21 protein-coding genes are annotated in these 23,783 nt (G+C 44.6%); 9 read left to right on the forward strand and 12 right to left on the reverse strand.

The annotated features are described in order from the left end of the window. Window positions 1-364: 364 nt before the first annotated feature. The 5 genes from pflB (at window position 365) to ELZ47_RS10075 (ending at window position 6,682) form a co-directional block, all read left to right on the forward strand. Window positions 365-2,680, forward strand: coding sequence for a formate C-acetyltransferase (gene pflB, locus ELZ47_RS10055; RefSeq protein WP_126435931.1), 2,316 nt, complete (start codon window positions 365-367; stop codon window positions 2,678-2,680). 159 nt (window positions 2,681-2,839) lie between these two features. Continuing rightward, on the forward strand, window positions 2,840-3,616 hold the full coding sequence (locus tag ELZ47_RS10060; RefSeq protein WP_126435932.1) for a threonine/serine exporter family protein: 777 nt from the start codon (window positions 2,840-2,842) through the stop codon (window positions 3,614-3,616). A 4-nt stretch (window positions 3,617-3,620) separates the two neighbouring features. Continuing rightward, a complete protein-coding gene (locus tag ELZ47_RS10065) occupies window positions 3,621-4,088 on the forward strand; it encodes a threonine/serine exporter family protein (RefSeq protein ID WP_126435933.1) in 468 nt (155 codons plus the stop codon). Window positions 4,089-4,232: 144 nt separating this feature from the next. Further along, a complete protein-coding gene (locus tag ELZ47_RS10070) occupies window positions 4,233-5,411 on the forward strand; it encodes a hydroxymethylglutaryl-CoA synthase (protein ID WP_126435934.1) in 1,179 nt (392 codons plus the stop codon). After that, on the forward strand, window positions 5,408-6,682 hold the full coding sequence (locus ELZ47_RS10075) for a hydroxymethylglutaryl-CoA reductase, degradative (RefSeq protein WP_125330875.1): 1,275 nt from the start codon (window positions 5,408-5,410) through the stop codon (window positions 6,680-6,682). The genes ELZ47_RS10070 and ELZ47_RS10075 overlap by 4 nt, the downstream gene beginning before the upstream one ends. Before the next feature lie 40 nt (window positions 6,683-6,722). Here ELZ47_RS10075 and fni read toward each other — a convergent pair whose 3' ends face one another. The 7 genes from fni to gla form a co-directional block, all read right to left on the reverse strand. Next, entirely contained in the window at window positions 6,723-7,730 is a 1,008-nt protein-coding gene (fni, locus tag ELZ47_RS10080) for a type 2 isopentenyl-diphosphate Delta-isomerase (RefSeq protein ID WP_125330918.1), read from the reverse strand. After that, window positions 7,711-8,730 carry a phosphomevalonate kinase gene (locus ELZ47_RS10085; protein WP_125330874.1) on the reverse strand — a complete coding sequence of 340 codons (1,020 nt, stop codon included), beginning with the start codon at window positions 8,728-8,730 and terminating at the stop codon, window positions 7,711-7,713. Before ELZ47_RS10085 ends, fni begins: the two co-directional genes overlap by 20 nt. Further along, the gene (gene mvaD / locus ELZ47_RS10090; protein ID WP_125330873.1) at window positions 8,720-9,667 is read right to left on the reverse strand and encodes a diphosphomevalonate decarboxylase; all 948 of its coding nucleotides are present in this window, start codon (window positions 9,665-9,667) and stop codon (window positions 8,720-8,722) included. Before mvaD ends, ELZ47_RS10085 begins: the two co-directional genes overlap by 11 nt. Further along, window positions 9,649-10,527, reverse strand: coding sequence for a mevalonate kinase (mvk, locus tag ELZ47_RS10095; protein ID WP_125330872.1), 879 nt, complete (start codon window positions 10,525-10,527; stop codon window positions 9,649-9,651). Before mvk ends, mvaD begins: the two co-directional genes overlap by 19 nt. A 150-nt stretch (window positions 10,528-10,677) precedes the next feature. Continuing rightward, complete coding sequence (locus ELZ47_RS10100) at window positions 10,678-11,613, reverse strand: serine hydrolase domain-containing protein (protein WP_126435935.1); 936 nt, start codon at window positions 11,611-11,613, stop codon at window positions 10,678-10,680. Continuing rightward, the gene (locus ELZ47_RS10105) at window positions 11,610-12,344 is read right to left on the reverse strand and encodes a CppA N-terminal domain-containing protein (RefSeq protein ID WP_002896614.1); all 735 of its coding nucleotides are present in this window, start codon (window positions 12,342-12,344) and stop codon (window positions 11,610-11,612) included. Before ELZ47_RS10105 ends, ELZ47_RS10100 begins: the two co-directional genes overlap by 4 nt. Before the next feature lie 235 nt (window positions 12,345-12,579). Then, complete coding sequence (gene gla, locus ELZ47_RS10110) at window positions 12,580-13,476, reverse strand: aquaglyceroporin Gla (RefSeq protein ID WP_002916053.1); 897 nt, start codon at window positions 13,474-13,476, stop codon at window positions 12,580-12,582. Between the two features lie 104 nt (window positions 13,477-13,580). Here gla and ELZ47_RS10115 point away from each other — a divergent pair, with 104 nt between their 5' ends. Then, window positions 13,581-15,869, forward strand: coding sequence for a Xaa-Pro dipeptidyl-peptidase (locus ELZ47_RS10115; RefSeq protein WP_125330870.1), 2,289 nt, complete (start codon window positions 13,581-13,583; stop codon window positions 15,867-15,869). 39 nt (window positions 15,870-15,908) lie between these two features. Here the strand turns inward: ELZ47_RS10115 and ELZ47_RS10120 are convergent, their stop codons facing one another. Continuing rightward, window positions 15,909-16,322 (reverse strand): glycosyltransferase, encoded by a 414-nt coding sequence (locus ELZ47_RS10120; RefSeq protein ID WP_164549611.1) that lies wholly within the window; start codon window positions 16,320-16,322, stop codon window positions 15,909-15,911. A gap of 169 nt (window positions 16,323-16,491) precedes the next feature. On the opposite strand from ELZ47_RS10120, the gene ELZ47_RS10125 reads away from it, so the two are divergent. Then, window positions 16,492-16,791 (forward strand): YbaB/EbfC family nucleoid-associated protein, encoded by a 300-nt coding sequence (locus tag ELZ47_RS10125; protein WP_032906355.1) that lies wholly within the window; start codon window positions 16,492-16,494, stop codon window positions 16,789-16,791. 116 nt (window positions 16,792-16,907) lie between these two features. On the opposite strand, the gene ELZ47_RS10130 is transcribed toward ELZ47_RS10125, so the two are convergent. Next, window positions 16,908-18,662: a glycerophosphoryl diester phosphodiesterase membrane domain-containing protein gene (locus ELZ47_RS10130; protein ID WP_125330869.1), complete on the reverse strand. Its 1,755-nt coding sequence runs from the start codon at window positions 18,660-18,662 to the stop codon at window positions 16,908-16,910. A 90-nt stretch (window positions 18,663-18,752) separates the two neighbouring features. Then, a complete protein-coding gene (locus ELZ47_RS10135; RefSeq protein ID WP_002896624.1) occupies window positions 18,753-19,247 on the reverse strand; it encodes a DUF536 domain-containing protein in 495 nt (164 codons plus the stop codon). Between the two features lie 300 nt (window positions 19,248-19,547). On the opposite strand from ELZ47_RS10135, the gene ELZ47_RS10140 reads away from it, so the two are divergent. Further along, window positions 19,548-20,723, forward strand: a complete 1,176-nt coding sequence (locus tag ELZ47_RS10140; RefSeq protein WP_125330868.1) for an NAD(P)/FAD-dependent oxidoreductase — start codon at window positions 19,548-19,550, stop codon at window positions 20,721-20,723. Between the two features lie 44 nt (window positions 20,724-20,767). Then, complete coding sequence (locus tag ELZ47_RS10145) at window positions 20,768-21,223, forward strand: 8-oxo-dGTP diphosphatase (protein WP_125330867.1); 456 nt, start codon at window positions 20,768-20,770, stop codon at window positions 21,221-21,223. Between the two features lie 30 nt (window positions 21,224-21,253). Here the strand turns inward: ELZ47_RS10145 and ELZ47_RS10150 are convergent, their stop codons facing one another. Both ELZ47_RS10150 and ELZ47_RS10155 read right to left on the reverse strand, forming a co-directional pair. Further along, window positions 21,254-21,994, reverse strand: coding sequence for a MerR family transcriptional regulator (locus ELZ47_RS10150; protein ID WP_125330866.1), 741 nt, complete (start codon window positions 21,992-21,994; stop codon window positions 21,254-21,256). Window positions 21,995-22,071: 77 nt separating this feature from the next. Continuing rightward, window positions 22,072-23,772, reverse strand: coding sequence for an ABC-ATPase domain-containing protein (locus ELZ47_RS10155; protein ID WP_125330865.1), 1,701 nt, complete (start codon window positions 23,770-23,772; stop codon window positions 22,072-22,074). Between the last annotated feature and the right edge of the window lie 11 nt (window positions 23,773-23,783).

A 23,783-nucleotide genomic window follows, 5' to 3' on the forward strand; every position in this document is an offset into this window, starting at 1 on the left:
CTCCTTTCTCCTGCCATCAATCTCAGCTTACAGGCTTTCACAAAGTCGGCCCTTTTTGCTCAAATAAATCTGAAACAGTTTTTCGTTCTTGTAAAAAGTATTTTAAACATAAGATTCTTCATCAATAATTTTTATATGACATTTTAATTACTTTTATTATAACTTTTTTACCCATTTTTCCAAAATATTTGAAAAGAGTTATGTTTTTCAAATCTATAGTACACATCTGCGATTTTTTACTTTCTGTATTATAAAAGAAAGTCTTTCTTTCTGTCGAAAATGGTTTGTGAAACCGATTACCGTATGATATACTTTACTTATAAATGTAACAGTTTATTGTTGCTAGAATAAAGAGGAAAATCAAATGGTTGTAAAAACAGTTGTTGAAGCTCAAGATATTTTTGACAAAGCTTGGGAAGGCTTCAAAGGTGAAGACTGGAAAGAGAAAGCAAGTGTTTCTCGCTTCGTTCAAGCTAACTACACACCTTATGATGGAGATGAAAGCTTCTTGGCAGGTCCTACTGAGCGCTCACTCCACATCAAGAAAATCGTAGAAGAAACAAAAGCTCACTACGAAGAAACTCGTTTCCCAATGGACACTCGTCCAGCATCTATCGCTGGTATCGACGCTGGTTACATTGACAAGGACAACGAACTGATTTACGGTATCCAAAACGACGAACTCTTCAAATTGAACTTCATGCCAAAAGGTGGTATCCGCATGGCTGAAACTACTTTGAAAGAAAATGGATACGAACCAGATCCTGCTGTTCATGAAATCTTTACTAAATATGTTACAACGGTAAATGACGGTATCTTCCGTGCTTACACTTCTAACATCCGCCGTGCTCGTCACGCCCACACTGTAACTGGTCTTCCAGATGCTTACTCACGCGGACGTATCATCGGAGTTTACGCACGTCTTGCTCTTTATGGAGCTGACTACCTCATGGCTGAAAAAGTTCGCGACTGGAATGGTTTGACTGATATTGACGAAGAAACAATCCGTCTGCGCGAAGAAATCAACCTGCAATACCAAGCACTTGGTGAAGTTGTAAAACTTGGTGACCTTTACGGAGTAGATGTTCGCCGTCCTGCCTTTGACGTTAAAGAAGCTATCCAATGGACTAACATCGCCTTCATGGCTGTCTGCCGTGTCATCAATGGTGCTGCAACATCTCTCGGACGTGTGCCTATCGTTCTTGACATCTACGCAGAACGTGACTTGGCTCGCGGTACTTACACTGAATCAGAAATCCAAGAATTTGTTGATGATTTCGTTATGAAACTTCGTACAGTGAAGTTTGCTCGTACGAAAGCTTACGACCAATTGTACTCTGGTGACCCAACCTTCATCACTACTTCTATGGCAGGTATGGGGAACGATGGCCGTCACCGTGTTACAAAGATGGACTACCGTTTCCTTAACACACTTGACAACATCGGTAACTCTCCAGAGCCAAACTTGACCGTTCTCTGGACTGACAAACTTCCATACTCATTCCGTCGCTACTGTATGCACATGAGCCACAAGCACTCTTCTATCCAATACGAAGGTGTAACAACTATGGCTAGAGATGGTTACGGTGAAATGAGCTGTATCTCTTGCTGTGTGTCTCCGCTTGACCCTGAAAATGAAGAACAACGCCACAACATCCAATACTTTGGTGCTCGTGTAAACGTTCTGAAAGCCCTTCTGACAGGTCTCAACGGCGGTTACGACGATGTTCATAAAGACTACAAGGTATTTGACATCGAGCCTATCCGTGACGAAGTTCTTGACTTCGAATCAGTTAAAGCGAACTTTGAAAAATCTCTGGACTGGTTGACTGACACTTATGTAGATGCCTTGAACATCATCCACTACATGACTGACAAGTACAACTATGAAGCTGTTCAAATGGCCTTCTTGCCAACTTACCAACGTGCTAACATGGGATTCGGTATCTGTGGATTTGCCAACACTGTTGATACCTTGTCTGCTATCAAGTACGCTACTGTTAAGCCAATCCGCGACGAAAATGGCTATATCTACGACTATGAAACAATCGGAGAATACCCACGTTGGGGTGAAGATGATCCTCGCTCAAACGAATTGGCAGAATGGTTGGTTGAAGCTTACACAACTCGTCTGCGCAGCCACAAACTGTATAAGAATGCAGAAGCTACTGTGTCTCTTCTGACTATCACATCTAACGTTGCTTACTCTAAACAAACTGGTAACTCACCAGTCCATAAAGGAGTGTACCTCAACGAAGATGGCAGCGTAAACTTGTCTAAATTGGAATTCTTCTCACCAGGTGCTAACCCATCTAACAAGGCAAAAGGTGGCTGGTTGCAAAACTTGAACTCTCTTGCTAGTCTGGACTTTAGTTACGCAGCTGACGGTATTTCACTGACAACTCAAGTATCACCTCGTGCGCTTGGTAAGACTCACGACGAACAAGTAGACAACTTGGTTACTATCCTGGATGGTTACTTTGAAAACGGTGGTCAGCACGTTAACTTGAACGTTATGGACTTGAAGGATGTTTACGACAAGATTATGTCTGGTGAAGACGTTATCGTTCGTATCTCAGGTTACTGTGTAAACACTAAGTACTTGACTCCAGAGCAAAAGACTGAATTGACTCAACGTGTCTTCCACGAAGTGCTCTCTATGGACGATGCTTTGAGCTAATAAACGACTAAAGACTTACAAACCATTTGAAAGAAGATTGGAAATCCCCAATCTTCTTTTTTGTATTTCAGACTTCAAGTGACTGCTAACTTGATGATATTTTTAAGAGGCTTTATGGTATAATGGTTCTATTGCTATACTAGGAAAAGGACTGGGGAAATGACAGAGAAAGGTATCAGGGAAGAAGGCAAAGATTTCAATCTGGCGGTAGATGTCATCATGCTGGCTGGAACACTGCTGCTGCAGAGCGGATCCGAGACCTATCGGGTAGAAGACACCATGATTCGTATCGCTCATTCGCAAGGGATCATCAACTGCAATGCCTTAGCAATGCCAGTGGCTATTTTCTTTTCAATCGAAAATACAAATGTCTCACGGATGAAGCGTAATCTCAAGACCAACTACAACATTGAGAAGGTCTGCGATGTCAATCAGGTCTCCCGTCAGTTGGTAACAGGAGAAATCAGCCTTCAAGAGGCTTTTGATGAGCTGAATCGCCTCAAAGTTAAGGAGCTGCCCTATAATAACAAGCAGCTGATCGCTGCCGCAACGCTCAGTGCTCCCTTCTTCTCCATCATGTTTGGCGGAAATTTCTACGATGCTTTAGGCGCGGCTATTGCTACCTTCTTTGGCTTTGCCTTCTCTTTGTATGTTGACAAATATATCCGTATCCCTTTTGTGACAGCTTTTGCTGGAGCCTTTGTCTTCGGACTGCTGGCTCATATCTGGACACGCTATTCTGGTTTTAACTCCACAGATGATTTGATTATTGCGGGTTCTGTCATGCCTTTTGTGCCCGGCATTGCTCTGACCAACTCTGTGCGTGACATCATGACCAACCATATCAACTCTGGGATGAGCAAGCTCTTTGAATCGCTCCTCATCACTCTTGCTCTCGGTGCAGGTACCTCTGTCGCCCTCCTTATTATGAAATAAGCCTATGACAATCTTGACTTTCTTACTGCAAGCAGTTGCCAGCCTGCTGGCCATTATTACTTTTTTAATCGTTTTAAATGTTCAGCGCAGTATGCTGATTCCCGGCGGAGTGCTGGGCATGGCTATTTGGCTGCTCTATCTCCTGCTCAAAGGACCGACCAATGTCATCATAGCAACCTTTGTGGCTGCTATCGTCGGTTCCTGCATCAGCCAAATTCTCAGCATCATCTATAAAACGCCCGCTGTTGTTTTTATTTTGGCTATTCTAGCGCCTCTGGTCCCAGGCTACATTTCCTATCGGACGACTGCCTTCTTTGTCACTGGTGATTACAGCCAGGCCATGATTCACGCCACTCTGGTAGTCATTCTAGCCTTGGTCATCTCGATTGGCATGGCCAGCGGCACCGTCGTACTCAAGCTCTACCACTACTTAAAAAAGCGTCAAACCAAACTCACAGCAAACAAACAGTAGAACCATCTGCTGTTTTTATTTTGGAAAATACATCTTAAGCCTGATTTAGCTGAGATTGGATGTTTTTGTAAGAGTTTTATTCCTAAGTATGGTAAAATAGTCTTCGGAATATACTAGAATAAAAGGATTTAAAGAGGTCTTATAATGACAATCGGAATCGACAAAATCGGTTTTGCGACCAGTAATTATGTCTTAAAATTAAATGATTTAGCTGCAGCCCGTGGGACTGACCCAGACAAGCTTAGCAAGGGGCTCTTACTCAAGGAACTAAGCATTGCTCCTCTTACTGAGGATATTGTTACCTTGGCAGCAGCGGCAGCAGAGCCAATCCTGACAGCAGAGGACAAAGAAAAGATTGATATGGTCATCGTGGCTACTGAGTCAGGGATTGACCAGAGCAAGGCGGCAGCTGTTTTTGTCCACGGCCTTTTGGGCATCCAGCCTTTTGCCCGTAGCTTTGAAATTAAGGAAGCCTGCTATGGGGCGACTGCAGCACTGGACTATGCTAAGCTCCATATCGAAAAACACCCAGACAGCAAAGTTTTGGTGTTAGCTAGCGATATTGCCAAGTATGGCATTCATACACCTGGCGAGCCAACGCAGGGAGCGGGAGCTATTTCTATGCTGATTAGCAGCAATCCTCGTATCCTCGCTTTCAATGATGATAATGTAGCTCAGACGCGCGATGTCATGGATTTTTGGCGCCCAAATTACTCGACAACACCTTATGTCAACGGGCTCTATTCAACCCAGCAGTATCTGGATAGCTTAAAGACAACTTGGGCGGAGTACCAGAAGCGCCACAAGCTGGCTCTCAAAGATTTTGCGGCCTACTGCTTCCACCTGCCTTATCCAAAATTGGCTCTCAAAGGCCTCAATAAAATCATGGATAAAAGCCTGCCCCAAGAGCAGCAAGACCAGCTTAGAGAGAACTTTGAAGCCTCTATTCTCTACAGCCAAAAAGTTGGAAATATCTATACAGGCTCCCTCTTCCTAGGCCTCCTGTCTCTTTTAGAAAACTCTGACAACCTCAAGGCTGGCGATCGGATCGCTCTTTTCGGCTATGGCAGCGGAGCTGTCTCTGAAATCTTCAGTGCCAATTTGGTAGAGGGCTATGAAAAGCATCTATCCAAGACACGCCTAGAGGAATTAGACCAGCGTCAGGCTCTTTCCATTGCTGACTACGAGCGGATCTTTTTTGAAGAAGCTGAGCTGGATGAAAAGGGAAATGCCAGCTTCTCCAGCTATGAAAATCAAAGCTTTGCTCTGGCGGAAATTGCAGAGCACCAGCGTAAGTATATCAAAGTTGAGAAATCATCATGAAAGTAAACTGGACTGGATTTTCCAAAAAAACTCCTGCTGAACGGCTACAGATGCTGAAAGAAAAGGAACTTTTACAAGATGAACATTGGCAGCTGCTAGACAGTCAGCAGACTTTGCCTCTGGAAACAGCCAACCAGATGAGTGAAAATGTGCTGGCCACTCTAGCTCTGCCTTACTCTCTGGTGCCAGACTTTTTGGTGGATGGCAAGACCTATCAAGTTCCTTTTGTGACTGAAGAGCCATCTGTGGTAGCAGCGGCTAGCTTTGCAGCTAAGATTATCAAACGTTCAGGCGGATTTGAAACCGAAGTTCACAAACGCCAGATGATTGGGCAGATTGCACTCTATCAGGTTGAAAAGGTTGACCAAGCCATTAAAGATGTTCTCAGGAAAAAGAAAGAGTTGCTGGAACAGGCCAACCAAGCCTATCCATCGATTGTTGCCCGTGGCGGCGGAGCTAGAGAGCTCTGGCTGGAGCCAAAGGAAGACTTCCTCATTTTCTATCTATCTGTGGATACGCAGGAAGCCATGGGAGCCAATATGCTCAACACTATGCTGGAAGCTCTCACCCTTCCCCTGAAAGAGCTGACTGGCGGTAAGAGTCTGATGGCTATCCTGTCAAACTATGCAACAGATAGCCTAGTAACAGCCCACTGTGTCATTGATTATCGCTTTCTCAGCCGGGATAAGGCTGAGGCAGAGCTACTTGCGGATAAGATGCAGCTGGCTAGCAAGCTAGCCCAGGTCGACCCTTACCGAGCAGCTACCCACAATAAAGGCATCTTTAATGGCATTGATGCTTTGGTGCTGGCTACTGGAAATGACTGGAGGGCTGTTGAAGCCGGTGCTCATGCCTATGCCAGCCGAGAAGGAAGCTACCGCGGCCTCTCTACTTGGACGGCAGACCCAGACAAACGCCAACTTCGTGGTCAGATGACCCTGCCCATGCCCATTGCGACTAAGGGAGGCTCCATCGGACTCAATCCAGCAGTGGCAGCCAGCTTTGACTTATTAGGGCAGCCACAGGCTAAGGAATTGGCTTCCCTCATTGTATCGGTCGGATTGGCGCAAAATTTCGCTGCCCTCAAAGCTCTGGTCAGCACTGGCATCCAAGCCGGACACATGAAATTGCAAGCTAAATCTTTAGCATTGCAGGCTGGAGCCCAAGACGAAGAAATTGCTGCTGTAGCCAGTCGCTTAACAGCCAATAAGACTTTCAACCTAGCTGCTGCTCAGGAAATACTAGCTGACTTACGAAAGCAGGACAAGTAAAAAGGCCTTGATGGCCTTTTTTTGTATATCTTAATGCTATTTATTGAATCTGTTCCTGAGCTTCTTTCAGCCGTCCATAGAGTAGATAGTGTACATTCTTTAGTTCTTGCAAGTTTCGGCAGGACAGAGCGCACATGATGAGGCGCAGATCCGATTTCCAGCCTTCTACAATATCAATAACCTCTTCCACCGAGTGATTTTCCACCAACTCCAGCACGGTACGAGAAAGGCCGACCGCCTTGGCTCCTAAGACCAAGGCTTTGATCATATCCAAAGGATGTCGGACACCTCCACTAGCCAAGAGTTCGACCTCATCGCGCAATGGCTGAAGCGCCAACAGGCTCTGCAGAGTAGATTGTCCCCAATCATTGAGATAGTCACGATTGCCACCCCGCTGATTTTCAATATAGGCAAAGCTAGTGCCGCCCCGGCCAGAAATATCAAAAGTCTGAATCCCCAAGGAGCGCGTTTCTTCGACAGTAGAGCGATCCATGCCAAAGCCAACTTCTTTAAGAATTAGAGGAAGATCCAGCCGCTGACTATAATCAGTCAAATGCTGACGCCAAGAGCGAAACTCCCGCTCGCCTTCTGGCATCAGCAATTCCTGCATGAGATTAACATGGACCTGCAAAAAGAGGGGCTGCAAATCAGCTACTGCCTGCTGGGCGGCTTGATAAGGCTTGTCCAAGCCGATATTGGTAGCCAGTAATAAATTAGGCCGACCAGCCGCCACCCGATAGGAAGGATCAGAAGGATTCTTCAAGGCCGCGCTATAAGAGCCAGTTACAAAAAGAAGGCCGCAACTTTCAGCTACTTGAGCCAGTTTCTCATTGATTTGACCACCTTTTTGACTGCCACCAGTCATGGCATTGATGTAAAAAGGAAACTCCCAGTCACGGCCTGCAAAGTGGGTAGATAGGTCAATCTCTGCCAAATCGTACTTGGGCAAAGAGCGGTGAACCAGTTCCATTTCATCAAAACTGTTATAACACGGACGCTGCTCTAAAGCGTATTTGATATGGTCGTCCTTACGATTCTGGCTCATCATGGCCCATCCTTTCTCTGTATAATAGCTCAATGCCAGCTTCTTGCCAGGCTTGAATCAATTGCTTGCTAGATGCGGCATCAAAGCTGAGAGCAATCCCGCAGTCGCCACCGCCGGCACCACTGCTCTTAGCCACACAGTTCAGTCCCTCTGCCGCTTCCTTTAGGACTTTCAGCCGATCTGTATAAATAGCTGGGCTGAGCCTTTCTAAGAGCTGACTAGCCTTTTCCAGACTAGACTGAATAGCGGGCTGCTCTCCTGCTAATAAAGCCTTCTCCAAAGTATCAACCTGCGTTCTACTGCCTGTCAAAAAGGACTCTGAAATAGCTGACTTGACCTGATTGACCAAGTCCTTAGAAATCGCCGGCTGCTTGGTCCAGCCAACCAGAAAATCCATGGCTAAGCGAGGCTTAATGCTGCGAATTTCAAAACCCCAATCCTCTGCTAGTAATTGCTGTAAATCAACTTTTTTCATACGCTTGCGGATTAGCTCTCTATCAAAAGACCGGTAGTAAATCAGGTCTTCAAAAGCAATGCAGGCTAGATCTCCCATGGAGCCATTGTCTCCGCGCCTGAGGAGGACGTAGGAAGCCAGCTTAAAGAGCAGCTTTGGCTCTAAGTCCAGCTCATAAAGTGCTGCCATGGCCTTGATGGTCAGAATAACAACACTACCACTGGAGCCAATCCCAAACTTCTTGCCGTCCCTTTCCATCTTGCCACTAATCTTTAGAGAAAAAGGCTGAAGTTGGTAGCCTAAGGCTAGAAAATAAGCGTTCATGACCTCTATCGTCTCCTGAATCAAGGCATAATAAGGGTCTGGCTCTAGGTTAGCGCTGTGTTCAAACATATCTGATGTCAAGCGATAGTCAGGCGCTGTCTGGATTTCTCCCGTCATATAGATGGGAATGGCCTTGATAATGGCTGGCTGACCGGCCGTCAGCACTGCATATTCACCCGCCAGATAGAGCTTGCCACAGGTTTGGACTCTTGCACTAGTCTTCATCTGACAAGTCCTTTGTTTTAGAGACGATAAGCCGATAGTCCTTCTCAAAAATAGCCACCAGATGGTCTAGGTCTTCTTCCAAGCAGAGCACCTTGACATTTGGCCCCGCGTCCATGGTAAAGTAGCAACGCTCGCCCAGCTCCCGTAGCTTTCTGACAGTATCCATAGCTTGGTAAGACTCCTCTGTCAGATAAGAAAACGGTGGGTAAGCTTTCTCTGTCGTTGCATGCATCCGAAGAGCATTTTCTTCCGTCAGATGACCAACCTTGGAAAAATCATTGTCCCGTAAATAACCAAGCATGGCCTCATAATCCAAGGCAGACTGGGCAATCCAATCTGGAAAAATGGTGGAAGTTTTAGCACAGAGCTCCATACCGTCGCGGCTGGAAATAGGCTTTTTCTCATCGTGCAGAACTAGCATAATCATGGCTAATTTCAAATCCGTCTTGACTGGATAGATGGCCCCACTGTCCTTATCCCAGGCCGCTAGCGGACCAAAGAAAGACCGAGCAGACGACCCTGAAGCAAACTTGGCCAGCTGAGCCAGCTCTTGCGTCCGATAGCCCGTCTGAAAATAAGCATTGCAAGCCTTGACTAGGGCAGACAGACCGCTGGAGCTGGAAGACAGACCCGCTGCAGTCGGCATATTGTTGCTGGTATCAACACGGACAAAACCGTCTTCTGGAGAGCGGAAACGGTCAATAATCTTACTGATTTTGGCATGTTCTGCTGGGCTTTGCAGCTGACCGTCAATATAAAACTCATCTCCAGTCGCTGTATCTGGCAAAGGACTCAGTTGCGTCTCGGTATACATATTTTCCAGTGTCAGCGAGATACTGCTGGTAGACGGAATCATCTTTTCTGCATCTTTCTTCCCCCAATATTTGACAATTGCAATATTGGCATAGGATTTGACACTTACAGGCTTTCGATCCATGTGTTAATGGCCCCTTTCTCTCTCAATAAGGCGGCTAAGGCCTCCGCCTGACTTTTTTCTCCTATAAGAGCAATGACACAGCCACCCAGACCGCCGCCGCTCATTTTAGCACCCAAAGCTCCATTTTCAAGAGCTGCCGCTACCAGCTCATCTGCTTTCTGGCATGAAACCCCTAGCTTGGCAAGCTTCTCGTGAGCCTTGGTCATAGCTTGACCCATAGTCATCAGATCCTTGATAGAAATGGCCTTCTCAAGGATTTTCGTTAAATTACCCAATTCCTGTAGCAAAGGCAGAGCCTTTTGACCCTGACTTTCTACAGCACGGATAGCTTCGCGGGTATGACCGTGAATGCCTGTATCTGCAATCACCAAAAAGGCATCCAGATCCAGTTCAATTTCACTGAAACCGAAATTGCGGATGAATTTAATAGCCACATCGCTGAGGCAGGTCTTGGCATCAAGGCCGCTGGGATTCATATGAGCAATCATCTCTGCCCGATTGGCTAGAATCTCCAGTGTCTGGTCATCCAGCTCTTCCTCAAAGTAGTCAAAGACCGCCCGAATGGCCGCAATACTGACTGCGGCTGAAGACCCCATCCCCCTCTTCTCAGGGACCATAGACTCCACCTGACAACGAATCTTAGCTCCCTGCCGGCCTAGATGTTCTAGACAGGCAAAAACAGCCATGGACAGCGTATCCTCAGCGTAGAGGGTCCAGGCCCGCTCAGACGGAAAGACCTGACAGGTCACTTCAATACGATTAAGAGGCAGGGAAATAGCAGGATAGCCATAGACCACCGAATGCTCTCCCATTAAAATAATTTTACTGTGTGCCTTGCCGACACCGATTTCTTTTGTCATATTCTTCTCTTGTCTGTAGATTCTCTCTATCTTATTTTAATATACTTTGGCAAAAAAAGCGATTTTTATTCAGAGAAAATCACTGGGGCTAAAGACCGATATTTATATAGGCAGATATGATAAAACTCCGGGGCTTGCAGCCGGAGTCTTTTAAAGTTCTATTCTTATCAGGTCCATCAGCTGGTTCCGATCCAAGATCCATTGAGCCCGCTCGTCTTTTTCATAGGTCCGGTTGGATAGGAAAATAGCCGACTTTTGCTCCTCGCGATTATACATGATAAAGGTTCCCGTGTAGCCAGTGTGGTCCAGCCAGCTGCCCTCTAGATTCCAAGCTAGACTGCGCCTTTTACCCGGCTCTTTAGAAAAATTCTGGGTCAGATTGGCCGCAAAGTCATCCTGCAGATAATGTTCCAGAAATATTTCCAAATCCCTGAGAGTGGAAAATAAGCCAGCACTGCCAGCATGGATGCCTAGAACACGCGCCTTGGGGTCATGAACCTGACCATCCAGGACACCGCGAACTGTCGGCACAGCTCCTGGAACTGGTCCAAAACCAGTCTCAGCCAAACCCCAAGGCTGGAAAATCTGACTTTGAAAAATCTGATCCAAGGCCTGACCGTAGATTTCTTCCAACATAAAGCCCAAGAGCAGAAAATTCACATCCGTATAGCGGAAGCTCTTATCTTCAAGAACCGTCAAATGATTGAGTGCTTCTTTCAACTCAGGAGCTGTCAGCTGGTCACGATTGGGAATAAAGGGATCCAGCCCAGATGTGTGGGTCAAAAGCTGACGCAAGGTCACATCTTCTCGACGGAAGACCGGATAGTAATGCTGCAAGGGCAAATCCAGCTCCAGCTTGCCCTGCTCATACAAAAAGGCTGCCAGAGTACCAACTCCGACCACCTTGCTAACGCTAGCCAAGTCATAGACCAAACCAGCTTGAGTAGCCTTTTTTTCTTGCGGATCAGCTAGACCAAAGTAGAATTCCTGCCACCGGCCAGCTTGATACAAGGCCAGACTAGCACCGGGATAGATATAGTCTTTCAGCTGTTCTTGGATTTTACTGATGATTTTTTCTAGAGTCATGCTTCAAACCACAATTCAATCTTGCTAGAATCCTGACTCAGCAAGAACTTATCTGACTTGGGTACAAAGATCTTGCGTCCTTCAAAGACAGGACGCAGCGCAGCGGTTTCTAAACGATTGACCTGAGCTTTGAGCATGGTCAAGTCCCAAGTTAGGGCACTGTCAGTCTGCAAGTCTTGACCCTCTGCTTCTGTAAAGGTCAGAAAATCCAGCGCATTTTCAATCTTGCTGTAAAATTCTTGGGCTGCATTGGCATCGGGCACACGAATTTCTACCGTCTCTATCTCAAATTGGCTAAGACCGATGAAGTCCTCTTGCTTTTCAAAGACAGGAGCCTCCGCCACTTCTTGCAGACTTGCTCTATTCTCTTCTGCATGCAGGAGAACTAGGTCTCCTTCTGGCGACAGGGCTTCAAAAGCATAGCCTTTCTCTCCTTGATACAGCTTTGTCCAAGCAGGCTTTTGAGCCAATAGAGACTCGATTTCTTTAGCATCTGCAACCTTGACAAGGATTCTGGCTAATTTTTTAGGACCTTTGACTCGCCGAGACCGCATGCTGGGTGATTCTTCCAGCTGCAGTTTCTCAGTCTTGGTCTGATCTCCCAAGGACAGAAAAGCAGCTTCCTCTAAAAGGGCCTTCATGCCCAGCTGATTTACAAAAAACTCTTGATTTAAATGACGATTATTTATCTTTAATACAGGGATAATTCTAATAATATGATTCGCGCTCATAATTCCTCCAAACCATTTTATTGTAATGGATTTTCATCTTTTTGACAAGAAATTATGCGCAAATAAACAATTTTTAAAACAAGAAGACCTTGGATTTATTGGTAAACAGTCTGAGCAATGACCCTTAGAGATAGTGAAATAAATATAAAATTGCCAAACTTGTATTTTCCTCTTGACCTTCTCTAGGCTTCAAAAAAAGAGCTGGGGAAAGCCCCCCAACTCTGATCTTATGTGCTTATCCGTAGATTGTTTTAAACAAGAGGACCGCTGTGATACCTGCAAGAATCGGTGCCACAACTGGAACCCAAGAATACCACCATTTTGAATCACCCTTGTGTTTGCCCAAAACAGATTCTGGCAGGATGAAGTGGAGGATACGAGGTCCAAGGTCACGAGCTGGGTTCAGTCCTGGTCCTGTAGGGCCTCCCAGAGAGGTTACCAAAGCCATTACCAAGAAACCAAGTGCCAAGTGAGCGACTGCTGATGAAGCATTGGTTGCTTGAGCAAAGGTATTATGCACCGCCTTATCCAAATCAGCTTCTGCTATTTTTTGACCAACTTGAGCCGCTTGTAAAGCTTGTTGCTGAACATTTGACTCAATAATTGATTTTAGCTCTGCACCAAAATGAAGTTTTGTCAAGCCAAGAGCAGCAAAGAAAAGAACAAAAGAACCAACAAATTCATTGATAAAACCATTGAACAAGGCTGCTTTACGTGATTCAGGCGTGCCATGGTCTAGACTAGAGATGGTAGAGAAAGTACCCAAAATATTATTAGGATTTTCTGTTTTCAGATAGTAAGGACGGTGGGTCGCAACGACCAAAGCCTGTCCAAAGATAGCTCCCAAAATCTGCGCTGCAATGTATGGTGCAACCTGTGCCCAAGGGAAATAACCGCTGACAGCAAGTCCCAAAGTAAAGGCAGGGTTGATATGGTTACCGGACACATTACCAAACATCAAAGCTGGAATCATAACCCCCATACCATAACCGACAGCGATGACTAACCAACCGCTCTGATGTCCCTTAGTTCCTTTTAATTCAACGTTGGCAACAGCTCCGTTCCCCAAAACAATGAGGATAGCTGTCCCTAAAAATTCTGTGGCGTATTTAACGACCCATTCGAAATCCATTTAGTGATACTCCTTAAATATTTTTTAGACAAAGTCTATTTTATCAAGTATAATGGATAATGTAAAGGTCATTTTTTATAAAAATAAGAAAAAGAGGGAAGAATATGAGTTTTAATCAGTATAGTTATGCAAGAACGAAACGGGAAAATATGTTGATAGAATTAGCTGAATTAGGCTTTTTTTATGACAACAATCGCTCTGATAAGGAAAATCTTGAAGATTTTCTCCGCACCAGCTTTTTCACTTATAAAAATACAGATTATCCCTTAAAATCCTGGGCTGCTGACAGCCAAACAGATCTGCTGAGCTTTTTCCAGTCTGACAGAGAACTGACGGCGTCTGTCTTTTACACTGTGGCCTTTCAGCTACTTGAGTTCTCGCCCTTTATTGATTTTACAGATGTTGAGGCCTTTCGCAAAGAAACAGGCTTTCCCATTACATTTGGAGACTCGTTGGAAAACCTCTACCAGCTGCTCAACACTCGGACAAAAAATGGTAATTTGCTGATTGATAAGCTAGTCAGCGAGGGTTTGATTCCTGAGGACAATACCCTCCACTACTTCAATGGCAAGAGCTTGGCAACCTTTTCCAGCCATGATGCCATCCGAGAAGTGGTTTATGTGGAATCACGTGTAGATACTGATCGAGACGGCCGTCCGGACCTCATCAAAGTCAGCATTATCCGGCCCCACTATCAAGGACAAATTCCTGCAGTTATGACCGCTTCTCCTTATCATCAAGGGACCAATGACCCCGCAAGCGACAAGGCTCTCCATGATATGAATGTGGACTTAGTAAAAAAAGAGCCTCATCAAATCACAGTACAAGATCCTGAGCTCAAATTGCTCCAGCTGGATTCGCCGAATTTTGCCCAAGAAGTCTCTGAAGCCGAGGAAAAATTAGGTCATATCGGCACCTACACGCTCAATGATTACATGCTGCCCCGCGGCTTTGCCAATCTCTATGTGTCTGGTGTGGGAACCAAAGATTCTGAAGGCCTGATGACCAGCGGTGACTATCAGCAGATCGAGGCTTATAAGAACGTTATTGATTGGCTCAACGGCCGCTGCCGAGCCTTCACCGACCACACTCGCCAACGGGAAATCAAGGCCACTTGGTCCAACGGAAAAGTGGCTACGACCGGTATCTCCTATCTGGGCACCATGTCCAACGGGCTGGCAACGACTGGCGTAGATGGTTTGGAGGTCATTATCGCTGAAGCTGGAATTTCTTCTTGGTATAATTACTACCGCGAAAACGGCCTCGTTACCAGTCCTGGCGGCTATCCAGGAGAGGACTTTGAATCCCTGACCGAACTGACCTACTCCCGCAACCTGAGGGCTGGTGACTACCTGCGCAACAACGACGCTTATCAGCAAAGCCTAGAGCAGCAGCGCAAAGACCTAGACCGGCAAACCGGAGATTACAATCAATTTTGGCATGACCGCAACTACCTGCTTCATGCAGATAAGGTCAAGGCCGAAGTCGTCTTCACCCATGGCTCTCAAGACTGGAATGTCAAGCCCCTCCATGTCTATAATATGTTCCGAGCCTTACCGCCCCGCATAAAAAAGCATCTTTTCTTCCATAACGGTGCCCATGTATACATGAACAACTGGCAATCCATAGACTTCCGTGAGTCTATCAATGCTCTACTGAGCAAAAAACTGCTGGGATGTGAATCAGACTTCGAACTGCCAGCAGTCATTTGGCAGGACAACAGTCAAGCTCAAAGTTGGCTGACCTTGGAAGACTTCGGCGGACAAGAGCAGAAGCTTCAGCTCCAACTAGGCCAAGACTGCCAATCTATCCAAAATCAATATCCAGAAGAAGACTATAATCGTTTTGCTAAAAATTACCAAAGCTTCAAGACTGAGCTTTTTGAAGGTAAGGTCAACCAGATTACTCTAGACTGGACCTTAGAAAAGGACCTCTTTCTCAACGGAGCGAGCCAGCTCAATCTTCGCCTCAAATCCAGCACTGATAAAGGAATGATTTCTGCTCAATTGCTGGACTTCGGACCGGCTAAACGCCTCACACCAATTCCTACTCCTATTGAGCCTAGAGTCATGGACAACGGCCGCTACTATATGCTGGACAATCTGGTTGAACTGCCCTTTGCCGAAACGCCTCATCGCGTCATCACCAAAGGCTTCATCAACCTGCAAAACCGGACCAACCTACTGACTGTCGAAGAAGTCACTCCTGATCAATGGCTGGAATTTTCCTTTGAACTGCAACCAACCATCTATAAAATGAAAAAAGGCGACCAACTGCGCCTCGTCCTCTACACTACAGACTTTGAGCATACCGTCCGTGATAAGACCGATTATCAGCTGACTGTAGATTTGGAACAATCTAGTCTGGATTTGCCGACCATGACATCACTTTAATAAAACCTAAAAGACGCTGAGATTCAGCGCCTTTTTCTTTTATCGTAGATTGAGATATTTCTCTGCATATTTTTTATAATCTGGCTTTTCCTTGCGGTTCATAGCAAAGAGCATACTGCCTGTGAGATAGTCATCGTCTGAATCAGGAATTAGCATAATAGCAGTGTTTTTATCTTTCTCAGGAAAGACGATAGAAAATGTTTCGCCATTATCTTTCCGAGTCAGGCCATAATAACTCACCCCATTCTTAAAACCAACTGCATTTTGAGTGTACTCATACTCTTCTTCGTTGACAATGATAGTCTTGTCTTTTATTTCAATGGTCTTTTGTTCACCGCTAGCATCCTGTACATTCCATTTTCCCTGAATTTTGGGGCTGCCGCTGCAGCCAATTAGGATGAAGAGGGATGAGAGCACTACCAACAGTAGACCTTTTATCTTCTTGTTTTTCAAGTTGTCTTCTCCTTGATATATAGATTCATGACCATTCTACTATAAATGATAAATCTTTGTCAAACCTCTTAGAAATGTTCTTCTTGCCACTTTTCCAAAAAATGATATAATTTGAAGAGTGAAGATTACCAAGGGCTGAGCCCTTGCTAGAGAAAGGAAAGAAAATCTTATGATGAACATGCAAAGCATGATGAAGCAGGCACAAAAGCTTCAAAAGCAAATGGAAAAAGGACAGGCAGAACTAGCTGCAACAGAATTCACCGGCAAATCTGCCCAAGATTTAGTCGTTGCTAAACTGACAGGCGATAAAAAGGTAGTCAGCATTGACTTCAATCCAGCCGTTGTGGATCCTGAAGATTTGGAAACTCTGTCAGAGATGACTGCGCAGGCCCTGAATCACGCGCTGGCTCAGATTGATGAGGCCACTCAGAAGAAAATGGGCGCTTTCGCAGGCAAATTGCCTTTTTAAGCAAGATAAATAACCTTACCTCTTGACTAAACATAAATCAAGAGATACTCGAACCAGCAAAAAAAGACTGAAGAATCTCAGTCTTTTTGATTTATAGTCGTTTCCTCACTAGCCCACTAGACAAAATTAAGCAAATCCGCTGCCTTGCTCATCAAAAGCAGGGCATAGTCAGGATTATTCTGCAGTTCCTTGATAGAGCTCTGAACCAGCTCTAAATCGTCGGTAATCATGCCGTCAACACCTAAGCGGAAGGATTTGCCAATGCTGTCTGCATCATTGATGGTCCAGTCATAGAGCTGCTTATCTGTCGTCCATAGCTTATCGACAAAGTTTTCATCGAGGGTTGAGTACTCCATCGTATAGCCAGAAGCCTGTGTCCGTGGAAAAATAGTATTGTAGGGCAGGATAAAGAAGGTCGGTATGCTCTCATCATACTGGACTGTCTTGTCAATAACCTGGTAGTCCAAGGACTGAATCTGGTGGCCATAAACCTTGATGTTGGCTCCGTATTGGCTCAGGAAACGGTCCATCATATCAGCTGAGTCCAAGTTGCTGGTCTTGATTTCTATCAAGAGTCTCTGGCCCATCTGATTGGCTCGTTTGAGATAAGCATCAAAGCTAGAAATTTTGGCAGTGTGTCCATTTTCCGAAATATCTAAAGCCGTCAGCTCTTGCAGAGTCAACTCTTGCGGTTTAGCATCAACGCCAGCCAAGGCTTTTAGATTGGCATCGTGCATCATGACAAACTGTCCGTCCTTGGTCTCCTGTACATCCATTTCGATATAGTCTGGCTTAAGCAAGGCGGTCTTCTCTAGCGACTCAACCGTATTCTGGACACCATTTCCCTGCGAAACTCCACGGTGAGAGATGGTCAGAGGGACGTTTTCCAAGGGCAGATTGAGATAGACAAAGCCTTCAAGGGCAAAGACAGAGCTAGTGACCAAAAGGATAAACCAGCGCATGAGAGGCAGGCCTTTTCTGTAGCGGTATTCAGACAGCTTGCTATCTGTCAGAAAAGCCACAAACTTAATCAGAAAGTAGGCTACCATAAAGTAATAAGCCAGCTTGATGAGGCAGTAATTAACAACCGCTGCTATCAAGGCTATCTGATTGGACTGGCCATCCGCATACTGCTGCAACACTAAAATCGGAATGCTGCTTAAAAGAAAGAAGAGAAAGCTCTTAGCCAATATCCAAAAGAGCTGCCAAGTATAGCGAATCAAGTGCCCCTTGGTCTTCTCCAAACTATACCTAATCGCATCTCGTAGGCGGAAATGCTCAAAAAAGAGCTTGGGCAGGGCAAACATCAGGCGAACCGCTATCAAAAAAAGCAGAAAACCTAAAGCATAGATTGATAATTTCATCCATAAGGCCGTCTTGAGATAGGTCACGATAAATTCTGGAATCAGAATTTTATTCAAGTAGTAGATTTTGAGAATTTGCCGCAGAAAGGGAAAGATAAAGCCCATATACAGTGCAATAAAGAGGACCTTGCTGGGCCGGGCGTAGCGAATCAGCGATCCGCTGTCTTTGAAACTTTTCTTGATAAACTGAAAGGCGCTTCGTTCTTCCTCGTCCAGAAGATTGCGGAGCCCCATAAATATGAGTCCAATCTGAAAATAAGCGACAAAGAGGTTGGCCGCAAAAAGCGCTAGAAAGGCCAAGCCAACCCAGACATTTGAAGTCAGAACCTTCAGGGCATTCGTATAAGATAAGAAGAGGTAGCCTGTCTGCTTGAGCAGAGTCTCTGCTGCAAAGGAGTTGAAAGGCACCCAAGCCAGCTCCATGAGCATAAAGACTGTGAAAAAGAGCAACAGAATTTTATCAAGATTGCGATAGAGACGTAAAAGTCCCAGTCTTTGTGATTTCATTTTCTTCCTTTATGTTGTGAACAATACAAAACTTTCTAAAAAGCGATTCCTATTTAAAACAAGGTTGAGACAGATGTCCCAACCTTATTTTTATTTTCCAAATAAACGTGCCCAGAAGCCCTTGCTTTCCTGCTCCTGCACCTTTTCCTTGGCTTCATCCAACTCCAACAGCAAGGTCTCACGCTCATTCATAGCTTTGGCTGTTAGCTGCTGCTGCTGGTCCAGCTGCTTGTCCTTTTCAGCAATCTGGACATCCTTGATACGCAACTGCTCATCTTTCTTAGCTAGCTGGCTGTCCTTGGCCTTAAGCTGCTCATAGAGCCGCACAATCTCAGCATTTTTTTCGTCCACCAAGATTTCCATCAGCTCGCGTTGCTTCACATCTTCGCTAACAGGTTCATCTTCAAAAATAGTTTTTTTATAAATCTCTTCCAGCTTAATCAAGCCGCTGCGGGTCACCACCGTGACTCCTTTTTCATTCTTTTCCGTATCTTCTGGCGGCAGTGCCTTGACACGATTGTTAATCGCCTGGCGGCTAACTCCAAGAATCTCGGCTAACTCGCTGACTGTCTTTTCAATTGCCATAATTTCCTCAAAAACTTTTTCTAGTTTGTAGATACCTAAATCTTATCATATCAAGCCTTAACTGTCAAATTTCACAAGATTTTTTGAGCCTGACTCCTATCTTTTTAGCCCTTTTTTATGATACAATGAGACAGATTAGTTTAGTAAGAAAAATAAAAAAGATTGAATGTAGAAACCTCGAGATTTCTAGTTTCATTCTTCCAAGAGGAGCGGTAAGGCTGCAAAAAGGATACTCAGCTAGGAAGTGCAAGATCTCCGACTGATAACGAACACCCCCTCTCCACGAAAGGAAAAAGATACATGAACCATTTCGACACAATCATCATCGGCGGAGGACCAGCCGGCATGATGGCTGCCATTTCCAGTTCTTTCTACGGTCAAAAGACCTTGCTCCTTGAGAAAAATAAACGATTGGGCAAGAAACTAGCTGGTACAGGCGGCGGACGCTGCAATGTGACCAACAACGGAAACCTAGATGACCTCATGGCCGGAATTCCTGGTAACGGTCGCTTTCTTTACAGTGTCTTTTCCCAGTTTGACAACCATGACATTATCAACTTTTTTACAGAGAACGGCGTCAAACTCAAGGTCGAAGACCACGGCCGTGTTTTCCCAGCGACAGACAAGTCCCGCACCATTATCGAAGCTTTGGAAAAGAAAATTGCAGAGCTGGGCAGCACTGTTATCACCAATACTGAAATTGTTTCTGTCAAAAAAACTGATGAGCTTTTCACTGTCAGATCCAGCGACCAGACTTGGACCTGCCAGAAATTGATTGTGACGACTGGAGGAAAGTCCTACCCTTCAACTGGCTCGACAGGTTTTGGGTACGATATTGCCCGACACTTCAAGCTCACTGTGACTGACCTGGAAGCTGCTGAAAGTCCTCTTCTGACTGACTTTCCTCACAAAGCGCTTCAGGGGATTTCACTGGACGATGTGACCCTGAGCTATGGAAAGCATGCCATCACCCACGACCTGCTCTTTACCCACTTTGGTCTGTCAGGGCCAGCAGCCCTGCGCCTGTCTAGCTTTGTAAAGGGCGGCGAAACTATCTATCTGGATCTTCTGCCACAGATGAGGAAGCAGGATTTGACAGAATTTTTAGAAGAAAACCGAGAAAAATCGCTGAAGAACTGCCTGAAAATTCTCCTGCCCGAGCGAATGGCAGACTTTTTTGCCCAGCCCTTTCCCGAGAAAGTCAAACAACTTCATATCAGTGAAAAAGATGCCCTCATCAAACAAATCAAAGAACTGCCCATCCCTGTCACTGGCAAAATGTCCCTGGCCAAGTCCTTTGTAACCAAAGGCGGCGTCAGCCTCAAAGAAATTAATCCCAAAACTCTGGAAAGCAAGCTTGTTCCCGGCCTCCACTTTGCTGGAGAGGTCCTAGACATTAATGCCCACACAGGCGGCTTCAATATCACATCTGCCCTTTGCACCGGCTGGGTATCAGGGAGCTTGCATTATGAGTGATCGTTTAGATTCCACCATTCATCTCAAACAAAAGGAAGAAACAAATGAATCGACTGGAAAATGTAGAATTCGTCAACATGTGTATGATTTATGACGGAGAAAAAGTTCTCGTCCAAGAACGAGTCAAGTCTGACTGGCCCGGTATCACTTTTCCTGGCGGGCATGTAGAGCGTGGAGAATCTTTTACCGATGCAGTTATCAGAGAAGTCAAAGAAGAAACTGGATTAACCATATTCAAGCCTCAACTTTGCGGCATAAAGGATTGGTATGATGATAAAGATTTTCGTTATGTCGTCTTGCTCTATAAGACAAATCACTATTCTGGTGTGCTGCAATCCTCAGATGAAGGAAAGGTCTGGTGGGAAGATTTTAAAAATCTGTCCCATTTAAAGCTGGCAACAAATGACATGTCTGATATGCTGCGTGTTTTTTTAGAAGACGATTTAAGTGAATTCTTTTACTATAAAGACAGCGAGGACTGGCTTTATGACTTGAAGTAGAAATTCTAGGCTAGAAATTTCCTAGCCTATTTATTTCGTATTTGTCCGAACGTAAACTGCAATCACATCCGCTGTGTACTGGGCAGTGCCTGATCCGAACTTGTCAATATTCTTCTTGAATTCTGGATTGTGGACATAGCCTTGGCCGATATAAGCAAAGACTTGCAGTGAGCAGTCAAAGCCGTAAGTGCGAATGGCTTGTAAGAGACGCGCTGCCTGTTCTTGATTTTCTGCTGCGTCAACCGGCAAGCCTTGCCCCATATTCTCTGCCAGACTTTGAAAAACTTGATTGAAGGCTGCGGCAGCTTCTTCTTCCCGTCCATTTTGACGAGCCAGTGCTTCCGAGATGACTTCTTGACCGTATTCTTCGACGGCTTCTTGATGGTATTTGTGATTATCTTCGTAGGTAAAGCCTGCAAATTTTTCTTTCATTGTCATCTTTCTTTCTCCTTTTTCTTCTTGAATGGTTTTTTGCAAGGTGGAAATCAAGGTGTCCAAGCGATCTCTTTCCTGCTGCAAATACTCTAACTGCCTAACCAGATGCGGCAATAATTCCTGATCGTCCTGACTCAGCAGCTCTGCTATTTTCTCCAAAGAAAAACCCAGATACTTATAGTAAAGGATGACCTGCAACCGCTCTAAATCATCTTGGCTGTATGTCCGATAGCCATTTTCTGATTTGGCGGGTACTAAAAGTCCGATTTTGTCGTAATGATGCAGGGTTTTGACAGAGACTCCCGAAAGTTGCGCAGCTTCTTTGATATGGTACATGATAGATCTCCTTACCACTATAGTATAAGCCCTGACCAAAGGTCAGGGTCAAGTTTTTTTAGAAAATTTCTACAATGTTACTTTATTTTCAAACCTCGATAACGATTAAGCATGGCATAAAATTCCTGTTTTCTTGGTAAAGCTAAGTTGCCGGGATGTCCAGTATAAGGTGAGACAGCATCTAATCCAAAATTTTCAATGTGTTGATAAAGTTGTTCAATCGCTTCTGATAAAGAAGAATGGTCATTTAAAAAATGATTTTTAAAATAGGCTAACATAACAGCAAGAGCATTAGTTTGACTGTCATCGACTAACTGCTCCAACCCAGATAAATCAATCGTTTCCCAACCATAAAGAAGATGCAATTTTCCCTTGGCTCTTAGACGATCTTCCTTACCAGATAAAGGGAAACTAGAACTAAGAGGAACCCGCCTACTAAGGATTTCAAAGGGTTCCACAGAATCTTCCCGATTATAAGAATCAGCTGCTGCAATATTTTTTGCCTTAGCCGTGACATCTTTAGGTAGGTATTCATCCATCATAATAACTCTGTCAGCAACCTCAAAATAATCGCCTGAGCCGCCAATAATTAAAATAGTTGATACCCCTAAATCTTTATAGAGGGATTGTACTCTATCAACAAAAGGTGTGATTGGTTCTTTTTCTTTGACAATCAGCTGCTGCATCCTTCTATCACGAATCATAAAATTCATAGCCGATGTATCTTCATCAATGAGAAGCAAAGATGCCCTAGCTTCCAATGCTTCCACAACATTCGCAGCCTGCGAAGTACTGCCGCTGGCATTCATGGTTGAAAATTGTTTTGTAACTTTATTACCAGGCAAATGATTAATAAAGGGACTGATATCTACCTTTTGAATAGAGCGGCCATCTTCCGCACGAATTTTTACTGCATCAGAAACCGTTAGTACAAATTCACGACCATCATTGGGAATATGGTTATAAACACCACGTTCAAGTGCCTGCAAAACTGTCGACTTTCCGTGAAAACCGCCACCCACAAGCAAGGTAATTCCTTTTTTTATGCCCATGCCAGTCACAGTTTTTCCGCTTGGTAAATGAAATTCTATTTCCAGATTGGCCGGACTTTGAAAAGGTTTGGCCCCTATCAATGGCTCATCTGAAATTCCGCTTTCTCTTGGTAAAATTGATCCATTTGCTATAAACGCGACTAAATTTTGTTTAGGTAATTCTTCTCTGAGATATTTTTGATCCAAAATAAGATCAATCTGAGTTTGTAAAGCTGTCTGATTTAGATGACGATAGAAAAGAGCTTGCTTAATGATTTCTGGAAGAATATCTTGAAAAATTCGATTTGCCGCTTTTCCTAAAATGCGTCTCCCAGCAGCCGGTAGACCAACTTCAAAACGAACTTCAATCTGATTATCTTTTATTAAAACAGCTGTTCGCTCCAACATTTCTTGGCCACAGTGGTCAATCATAATGAGACCGCTGGTACCTGTCCCTTTTACTGAATGATTAAATTTTTGGCTTTGTTTATAAAAGTTTCGTGTTAAAAAATCCGAAACAGCAATTCTCTTATTCTTTTGATTGATGTACTCTTTGGGAATGTCCACTGTTTCACGCTGTATAAGAATTCTCATCTTTGATGGTGGAGCATAGGGATCTACCTGAACATGATCAATCGCTAAAATATAATCAGGAAACTGATAAAAACCTTTTATTCTTTTATAGCTTGAGTAACTTTGCCCATCTATAGACAGTAATAACTGCTGAAGTTTTTTATATTCTTTCAAAACGAAACCTC

Source organism: Streptococcus sanguinis (assembly GCF_900635155.1).
In the GTDB taxonomy this organism is placed as follows: Bacteria; Bacillota; Bacilli; order Lactobacillales; family Streptococcaceae; genus Streptococcus; species Streptococcus sanguinis_G.